The sequence below is a fragment of the Neptunicoccus cionae genome (assembly GCF_002860325.1).
Classification (GTDB): Bacteria; Pseudomonadota; Alphaproteobacteria; order Rhodobacterales; family Rhodobacteraceae; genus Amylibacter; species Amylibacter lutimaris.
Window position 1 is genome coordinate 1 of sequence record NZ_PKOJ01000017.1, and the last position, 8,289, is coordinate 8,289.

At 51.8% G+C, this 8,289-nt stretch carries 7 protein-coding genes; all 7 read right to left on the reverse strand.

Annotated elements, in window-relative coordinates; translation table 11 throughout:
• The coding region (locus tag C0U40_RS20280) for a hypothetical protein (RefSeq protein ID WP_219619826.1) at positions 1 to 307 on the reverse strand (307 nt) is incomplete at its 3' end.
• A 22-nt stretch (positions 308 to 329) separates the two neighbouring features.
• Complete coding sequence (locus C0U40_RS20050) at positions 330 to 596, reverse strand: hypothetical protein (RefSeq protein WP_101657570.1); 267 nt, start codon at positions 594 to 596, stop codon at positions 330 to 332.
• 109 nt (positions 597 to 705) lie between these two features.
• Complete coding sequence (locus tag C0U40_RS20055; protein WP_145991965.1) at positions 706 to 1,221, reverse strand: hypothetical protein; 516 nt, start codon at positions 1,219 to 1,221, stop codon at positions 706 to 708.
• 119 nt (positions 1,222 to 1,340) lie between these two features.
• The gene (locus C0U40_RS20060; protein ID WP_101657572.1) at positions 1,341 to 4,739 is read right to left on the reverse strand and encodes a DEAD/DEAH box helicase family protein; all 3,399 of its coding nucleotides are present in this window, start codon (positions 4,737 to 4,739) and stop codon (positions 1,341 to 1,343) included.
• A 23-nt stretch (positions 4,740 to 4,762) separates the two neighbouring features.
• Positions 4,763 to 5,269 carry a hypothetical protein gene (locus C0U40_RS20065; RefSeq protein WP_101657573.1) on the reverse strand — a complete coding sequence of 169 codons (507 nt, stop codon included), beginning with the start codon at positions 5,267 to 5,269 and terminating at the stop codon, positions 4,763 to 4,765.
• A 1-nt stretch (position 5,270) separates the two neighbouring features.
• Positions 5,271 to 6,431 (reverse strand): restriction endonuclease subunit S, encoded by a 1,161-nt coding sequence (locus C0U40_RS20070; protein WP_101657574.1) that lies wholly within the window; start codon positions 6,429 to 6,431, stop codon positions 5,271 to 5,273.
• A complete protein-coding gene (locus C0U40_RS20075; protein WP_101657575.1) occupies positions 6,428 to 7,966 on the reverse strand; it encodes a type I restriction-modification system subunit M in 1,539 nt (512 codons plus the stop codon). The genes C0U40_RS20070 and C0U40_RS20075 overlap by 4 nt, the downstream gene beginning before the upstream one ends.
• Positions 7,967 to 8,289: the final 323 nt, after the last annotated feature.

Below are 8,289 nucleotides of genomic sequence, written 5' to 3' on the forward strand. Positions count from 1 at the left end.
GCGTTTCGACATCTCTGATCTCCTTCTCGTCGAAGATCAGCAGACTGCAAATCGTAGCTTGCGTCACTGTCCGAATTTCGGGGGGTAGCTCAGAGTTCGCGATAGATAGCAAAGCATGGAACGGAAAAATTACGCCCCCCAGAGTCTGACGGCCCAAATGGTCATAATCGACCTGTCCGCTAATGAGATCACGGCGCGTGCGTAACCCCAACAAGGCCACGGCCCGCGTGTCGATCAACAGGCCGAATACATATGAGCGACTTCCGAGAACATGCCAGAAATTATTTGCGAACAGCAGCCGGTACATACATTGGGCCGTTCGTATCAGCCTAACGTTTGAAGGAGATAACGTTTGAATCACCTTTGACGAATGCTATGGGGCCTTCCCTTTGAATAGTTGTGACAGCTCCCTGAAACGCTGCCTGGTCGTCAATAAAGTGGTCATTCCACACAATGGAAGTCCCATCATCAGTCAGGACTTCTAACGACCATTTATCGCCACCCTCCAGCTTACAGATTTCCACTTTGAACGTAATGCATTCGACATCGACATGCTGTGACACGCTTGAAATGATCAGGTTCGGTTCACGTTCCACAGGTCAATCCCTTCGACTGCAAAGATTATCATTAGAAGCTTGTCCCGAGGTTCTGATGTTCGCAATGCGAATTTTGCAACGCGAACGATCAAAACACAGCGCTGGATCGTTATTTTCGGGCTAAAAACATCTCCCAAACGAAGAGCTGCTCATTGGCTTTCAGTGGGTCGTCTTCCAAGGCCGCGTTGGTCAGGGCGCTAATCAGTTGCTCGCTCTGTGACATCCACTTAAACATTTCCTGCAATTGATGCCAAGTAAGTAAGCGGGTATCTTGTCCCAGTTGTACCCTAAGATGCGCCTCTGTTCCATCGAGTTTATTTTCCGCTAATATGCCAGTTAGGCCATGGCATACGAGGTTCCTAATCACGAGCGCTTCTTTAAGCATTTTGATCAAGCGGTTGCAAAGCAGCAACTGGAGCGGCCGATCAGTATTGTTCTGTTTTATTGCCTGCGACCACACATCAAGTGACCGCAATATACCGTGAGGCGCCTTTGTCTCCTTCCCAGCATGTAAGCGTTCAATGGATTTAGATAGGGATCGTTCAATGTTCGACCAAAGACTCAATAACGAGGCGATTGTTCTTTCAATCTGGTAGTATGTTACTGGTTGTTCAATATCGTGCACATGAACCTCAATTTAGGGCTATGGGGTATTAATAGAAGATAAGAGCCAACTGGATCGCTTCAGACCAATCGACTTCCAGTGTCTTCTATAGAAGGAGTCGAGCACACTCAAAATCCACATCATGCTGCAACTGCGGAACTATTAATTGTTTTTACGATTTGAATGATCTCAGCTGCATTTTGTTTGTCAAAGACACCTTCGATACCGAGGTCGTCGAAATCTGAAAACGGGCTGTCGTAGAACGTTTTGGGCTCCACGATGCCGTTGTCGGTAAGGTGATCAATAATCATGTTGATGAATTCCGATTGATCCGGACTGAGCTGATGTGCGGCAGTAAAGTTGCTAAAAGCCTTTTTTGCAGAAGTTCGCTCAAGTCCGATTAATCGTCTCAAAAATACACCTAAAGGTTCTTCATTTTGCAGTTGATTAAGCGTTTCGGTATCTGTGGCACCTTGCTCAACTAACATCCGTTCCAACTCCTCAATATCCAGGTCAGTAAGCGGTTCTGCTCGATGGATTTTCCGAAGAGTGATATGATCCTTATGTGTTTCGATGAATTTCCGGACCTTCATTTTAAAACGTGCTTTGTCAATTCCGGTACCCACTTCAGGAAGATCAATAGACTTTCCTTCACTCAATTCATCTTCGAAGTCGGTAATTACGATTTTGCGTTCTTTAGGCTGGATAAGATCGGCTAGGCTGCGCAGTCGTCGCCTGATGTCTTCAAGAATTTCGACAGTGACATCTGTCCAAAATTCATCAGTCTGCATATCGAGGATCAGTTCCATCTGTTTGGAAACTGTCGGTACGTTCGACAGCCCTTCGAGAGCAGAAGCAAATTTTATCATTCGCAACTGCAGACGAGAGAACCCGGGGTCGTTGCGCAACAAGAGGAGTTGGGCATTTAATGACAGCAAGTCGAATTGTTTTGCAGGAAGATGATCGTCCACGAAGGCAGAAGGGAGACCGGCCACTTCGTTGGTTAGCGCGATCTGTGCATCAAGATCCAGGGTCTGCCAGTTTTCCTTGTCTTTGAAATGTTCAACGGCACGGCGTCGGTCCCGAACCATAAAGTTCTCAATATTCATTCCCAGCACCTCTTCGTGCAATCGCTCCTTCAAAGTGTTTGAAAGTTCTAGGTGTCCTTCCTCGCCGATTTGTAGTTCACCTATCAATTCTACACGAGTTGCGAACAGCCGTTCTCCAATCGGAAGGGCAGCACCTGCATTGCGAGCATCCGGGTGTTCCTGGAAGAACTCCAAATTCTGACAGAAATCGAAGATTAAAAACTCTTCCTTATCTTCACCGGGTCCAAATAGATCTTCGCACAGACGCGTGCCGCGGCCGACCATTTGCCAGAATTTTGTTTTCGACCGGACGATCTTAAAGAACACAAGGTTCACGACCTCGGGGACGTCAATCCCAGTGTCCATCATGTCAACCGACACAGCAATATGAGGTTGCTTTTCGGCCTCGGAAAATTCGTCAATCAATGATTGGGCGTGAGATACACTGTGGTCGATCAGGCGAGCGAACTGACCGGCCACATGAGGGTAGTTTGCGTCAAACCTATCCGCAATAAATTGCGCATGTTTGCCGTTCTTTGCGAAAATGATCGTCTTTCCAAGTCGATCTCCTCCTGCAACTTTAATACCGTTCCGCATCACATACTTAAGCACCTTGTCGACGGTATCCTTGTTGAATAACCACTTGTTCAAGTCATTGGACTCTACGCGGTCAGGAATGCTTCCCTCTTCATCCCATTCGATCGCATCCCACTCGTCTTTCTCTTCGTCTGAGAGCTGATCATAGGCGATCCCGTCGCGCTGAAACTTTAATGGAACAGAAATTGACTTCGGCGGAACAAGGTAACCATCCTGCACGGCATCATCCAGATCATAAGCGTCGGTGGGGACACCACTTTCAAGATTGAACAACGCATAGGTGTTATGGTCGATCTCATCTTTTGGTGTCGCTGTCAGCCCCACCAAAAAACTATCAAAGTATTCAAAGATTGCTCGGTACTTACGATATACAGAACGGTGGGCTTCATCGATTACGATCAGATCAAAATGGCCAGGCCCGAACCTCTTTTCGCCGCCTTTCATTTCATCAATCAACCCCATCATGGTCGGGTAAGTTGATAACAACACACGCGCGCCGGAATGATCGTTTCGTGCAGGATCGTGCCGTTCAAGCAAGTTTGCGCTCGGGGTGGCAGGCAAGTGTGCTTTGAACGCACCATGGGCTTGTTTGACGAGTGCAATTCGGTCAGCCAGGAACAAGACCCGTTTCACATAATTGGCACGCATCAACTGGTCGATGAGCGCAATAGAGGTACGGGTTTTTCCACTACCAGTAGCCATAACCAACAGGGCCTTGCGCTGCCGGTCTTTTTCAAATGCTTGCCCGATCCGACGGATGGCCCGGTGCTGATAAAAACGCCCGGCAATGGTTTCATCGACAGCCACTTCATCAAGCGCCTTACGATTGTGTCGACGTTGATGCAGCAGTTCCAATTCATTGCGTTTTAGAAACCCCGATATTTTACGCGGTGGATAGCGCAAATCATCCCAGATCCAATGATCATACCCGTTGGTGGTAAAGATCACCGGACGCTGGCCATACATCTTTTCCAAGCAATCGGCATAAAGCTTGGATTGCTGTTGGCCAGTGCGAGAATCTTTGCGTGTTCGTTTAGCTTCCACCAAACCCAACGGTTTGCCATCCGCGCCCCAAAGGACATAATCTACGAAGCCTTTGCCAGACTGGCTTGGCATCCCTTCCACAGGAAACTCGCGATCCCGAGGTTGATCCAAAGCCCAGCCGGCTTCGTTTAGCAACAGGTCGATGAAGGCGTCCCGCGTTGCTGCTTCGTCGTAATCGTGAGCGTCGGGGATGGCTTGGTTAGCTCTGCGCGCCTCAGCGACTTCTGCGCGCAGACGGGCCAGTTCGGCTTCAAGGGCCTCTCGACCCTCGTCTGATGCCTTGCGAGCCTCTTCGGCCTCCTCAGCGCGTTTGTTGGCTGCTTTGACATTCCTTTCAATCGCTTGGATCTGCGCAACCGTGCTCGCCGAGATTGTCAGGGATTTTTCCAACTTGCCGATGTCGAACGACAGGGCGGGGTCAGGCTTCGCCCCCGTCGCATAGGTGCGGGCGATCCAGTAGCAGACATGGAACAGCTCGCGCACCGTAGTGGCAGCGTCTTGCGGTGTCAGGGACTTGCCGCTGTCATGGGCAGCGCGGTTGCCTTGATCTTTGATGTATTTCGCTTTGGTGGTGATGGCAGGCCCCGTTAGGGCCTCAAGGCTGGGTTCTGCGATCAGGGCGGCCAACGTGCGCTCATAGGGATGGCGCAGGACGGGATCACGACGGTAGAGCCATTTCAGCGCTGTCTCCAACGTCAGCCGCGACCAGAAGCACGCGCCGCGTGGATCGGAAAGGGCCAGTTTTTCCGCCTTCTCGGCGTGTTGCTTTAGGTCTTGAAAATCGGTGGAGAGAAAAGAAAATTGGGACATTAAAACAACCTGTGCGAATGGCATTACCTTAATGCGGGAAAATCTTTGCGAAAGGCTTGTTTTGCCTCTTCCCATTTTTCTTTACCCTCGGTTGACAGAACCCATTTACAATTGACGGTGTTCAGCACCTCGTAACCTGCCTCTTTCAATCCGTCACATAGCAGCATTTCCATTGCCCCCACCTGATCGCGGAAGGGTTTGTGGCGTTCCATCAATGTGGCGCGGTCGCTACCGTCATGATCGACTTGCGGATAGATCGGGCCGTGGGCGATCAGGTTGAAGCTGGTGCAGTCCTCGGGCGTGACACCGTGGGCGATCAGGTTGCGGCGCAGGGCGTTTGAATTTGGGGATGTGCCAAGGTGCTGGCCCATCCGTGTAAAGGGCGCGGCGGCATGGGGGCTGGAATTATCACCGGTTCGTCCAACGTAATGCAGCGCCTCGTTTGGTGCGGCGATGCGCCAGACATAAAGCCAGAAACCCCGTTGCAGCATCGCCCCCGGAAGGGTGAGACGGTGGAGCGCGGCAGCCATGTCAGAGTTCCCCGCGAAAGGCGCGGTGTTGGAGGGAGGCGAAGAGGGAATTTAGTTTTTCAGTTTGCTCCGAAACAATGTTGGCTTGCGCTTCCAATCTAAAAATTCTTTCGACAAATTCCCTCTGTTCCTGAATTGCGGGCAAGATGATCGGCATGTCTTTGATTTTCTTGAGAGTTAAGCGGGTGATGCCTGCGCCAGACATCGATCTAAGAGCGTAACTCTTGAACAGATCGGAGTTTAGCCAAAAGCACAAATACTCTGGGAGACAAAGATTATGGTTCGGTTTGAGTAGTGCCAGACTCGACAACATTGAAAACTCAAATTCATAACGATTGACTGCGGCAAGGCCAGTTGTCGCACCATCCTTGATGTAAAGAACATCACCTTTTTCAGGGTTACATCGAGAGTAAATTGACGAATGGTCCTCGGGCGAAATAAACCAAGGCTTATTCTCAAAACGTAGACCCTCACGCTTTAGATGTTTCGCCGTTATGTAGGGGATCCCTTCATTCACGATAGGCGGCGAATGATGTGTTCCGTCTGTTATTTTGCTCGTCGCATCGGAGAGTTTGGTTGGTATCTGCCAGAAACTCGTTGCTCGTGTCTCAAACATCTCATGAAAGATCGCCTGTCCGAGGGTGTTGAGTTTGTCGAGGGCGCGGGTGCGGAGGCGGCGGAGCGCGTCCGCCTGATCCAATATCCCCGCAATCCGCTTCTGCTCCTCCAGCGGTGGGAGGGGGATTTTGATGCGTTCCAGATCGGCCTTATTGAAACCAGCTTGTGCAGCGCGCCCGCCAAGGTTTAAGATGAAGCTTTGGAACGCATCTGCGCGAAGAAAATGTGAGAAGTATGCCCTATCTAACCGTTCCAAATCCGGAATGGTCTTGACCAGCGCGACATTGTAGGCGCCTTCAAGACCAAACAGTATCTTTCCGAGTGAAGCCCCATAACGCGCAATCATAATGTCGTTTTTGCTACATTTTTTTAGGGTTTGTTTGTCTGGGACAAAAACCGCCTTTTTGTCTGTCTTGAAGTCTTGGATTTGCAAAAGACGAACATAGCCATCCGTTGGCTCATCAACAAAAGTGCTTTTGGGCGGCTGCGTTCCTCCTTGGATATCGCAAACCTCCAGAAATGGAACAAATTGGGCTGTTTTCATCCCAACATCCCCTCCAACCGATCCAGCCCCTCGGCAATCTCGCCCTCCAGCGCGCGCAGCTCGGCAATGATCTCGGCGGGAGATTGGTGCTCGACCTCCTCATGCTCGATCTCTTTGTAGCGGTTGAGGCTCAAATCCCATGATCCGGTGGCAATAATCTCAGCCGCTGGCACGATGAAGCTTTGCGCGGTGCGGGGGCGGTCGGCCTCAGCCTCCAGTGCCTGCCAGCGGGTCAGGATATCGGGCAGGTTGTTCTTGGCGTGCTCGTCCTCCGTCAATGCCTCCTCCGGCACGGGGCCAAGCTTGGCGTCCTCCAGCAGCGGCGTGCGCTTGTCATCCAGGCTCATCCCGTCGGCGATCATGTCATAGAACCACACATCCTCGGTGCCGCCCACGCCGGTCTTGGTGAACACCACGATGGCGCAAGACACACCGGCATAGGGGCGGAACACGCCCGAGGGCATTTTGATGATCGCGTCGAGCTTGTGATCCTCCACCAGCATTTTGCGGATGTCCTTATGCGCCTTGGAGGAGCCGAACAGCACCCCATCAGGCACCACCACCGCCGCGCGCCCACCCGTGCGCATCAGGCGCAGGAAGAGCGCCATGAACAGCAGCTCGGTCTTTTTGGTTTTGACGATCTTCAACAGGTCTTTGGACGTGGTGTCATAATCCAGCGATCCGGCAAAGGGCGGGTTGGCAAGGATCAGGGAATAGCGACCCTCATCGGCGCCATGTTCTTCGGCAAGGCTATCGCGATAGGCGATGTCGGGATTGTCCACACCGTGCAGCGTCATGTTCATCGCGCCGATCCGCAGCATGGTGCTGTCAAAGTCAAAGCCGTGGAACATGGTGTTGTGGAAGTGATCACGTTGTTCAGGGTCGCGCATCATCCTGGGGTGGTGGTCGCGCAGGTATTCGCCCGCCGCCACAAGGAAGCCGCAGGTGCCCACGGCGGGGTCACAAATGGTGTCCTGCGGGGTTGGTGCCATGAGGTTGACCATCAGGTTGATAATGTGGCGGGGCGTGCGGAACTGGCCGTTCTGGCCCGCGCTGGCGATTTTGCCCAGCATGTATTCAAAGACATCCCCCTTGGTGTCGCGGTCCTCCATCGGAATGTCGTCGAGCATCTGCACGACCTTGGCCAGCAGGTTGGGATTGGAGAAGCCCAGCCGCGCGTCCTTCATATGGGTGCCGTAAGACGATCCTTCCTCACCCATCTGGCGCAGAAAGGGGAAGACGTGCTCATCCACGATGCGCATCATCTCGCGCGCTTCGAAGTTCTTGAAACGGGACCAGCGCAGGTTGTCGTAGGGTTCGCCTTTGTCATCCTGCCCCTCAGGGAAAATGCGGCGTTCCATTGAGGTGCCCAGCATCTCGGCCTTGCTTTCCTCGCGGGTGTGGATCTCGTCCAACCGCTTGATGAACAGCAAGAAGGTGAGTTGTTCTATGACGGAGAGCGGATTGGAGACGCCGCCAGACCAGAAGGCGTTCCAGATTTGGTCGATTTGCGTGCGGATGGTGCCTGTAAGCATTAATGTCTGCCGTATGAAGATTTTTCGGCAGGCTACCGATTTGCCTTAGCGGTTACAATAGGTTGTGGGATGAGTTGACTTTAAGCTAGAGCGAGATTGTTTCTCGGGGAAGTCCTCGAAATTATCGGCCTTTTGCCAGACGAAAAGCACAACACATCGTAGCTGGTAAATCGAATGGACAACGACCAATTCCAACGCATCTTTGGGCTTGTATCAATTCGGGAACAGAAAGTTGGTCGCCGATAACAATGCTAGAGCCTATTCGGCCCCATCCTTGCCTCTTGAACCGATGAGTGAATACTGAGCTACCCCCCGAAATTCGG